Origin of the sequence: Hymenobacter terricola (assembly GCF_017921975.2) — a bacterium.
GTDB lineage: Bacteria > Bacteroidota > Bacteroidia > Cytophagales > Hymenobacteraceae > Hymenobacter > Hymenobacter terricola.
Genome location: NZ_JAGEMO020000219.1, coordinates 1 through 734, shown reverse-complemented (window position 1 = coordinate 734; position 734 = coordinate 1). Strand labels below are relative to the sequence as shown.

Annotated in this window: 1 protein-coding gene; it reads left to right on the top strand. The window is 56.7% G+C overall.

Annotated features, from left to right (window positions below):
- The coding region (locus J4G38_RS28310; RefSeq protein ID WP_226164175.1) for a hypothetical protein at positions 1–723 on the top strand (723 nt) is incomplete at its 5' end.
- Positions 724–734 lie beyond the last annotated feature (11 nt).

The window sequence follows — 734 nt, the reverse complement described above, 5'->3', positions numbered from 1 at the left end:
GATCTGGTCGTAGACCGGGTTGACTTCGTTGATGAGGGCGCGAACTCCGCCGCTTTCATAGAACTATACAAACGAAAGGAGACACACACACCTATGGACTTTGAACAGATTCTTGACTCTCTGAAGCCTGAGCATGCTGAAGTCGTCAAGGGCGTCATCGCCAAGAAGGATGCTGATCTGGCCGATGCCAACAAGAAGCTGGCTGATGCCACTACTGAGATCGGCGTCCTCAAGAGCAAGGTTCCTGCTGAAACTGCGGAGCCTACCGAGGAAGACATCCTCAAGGGCATGCCCGAGCCTGCTCGTGAGATGTTCCTGAAGATGCGCGCACAGCGCGACGCCGCTGAGGCCGCCGTCCGTAAGGAAGCCGAAGAGAAGGCTGAGGCTGCCGCCGTCGCTAAGGCTGCTGGCCTGAAGGCCATTCCCGTCGAGCAGTCTAAGCTGGTCGATATTCTGAAGGGCTGCTCCCCCGAGGTCGAGGAAGTGCTCAAGGCTGCCAACGCTGCCATTGAGACTGCCGTCCTGGGCGAGGTCGGTAAGAACCGTGGTAACGGTGCTTCTACTGGCACATCTGCCTCTTCCGATGAAGCTTGGGCAAAGCTCGAGAAGAAGGCCGATGAGATCGCTAAGCGCGATAACGTCACCAAGGAGAAGGCCATGTCCACGGCCCTGTCCGAGAACCCTGATCTCTACCGTGAATACCTGAATGGAGGTGCAAACTAATGTTCGCTTTC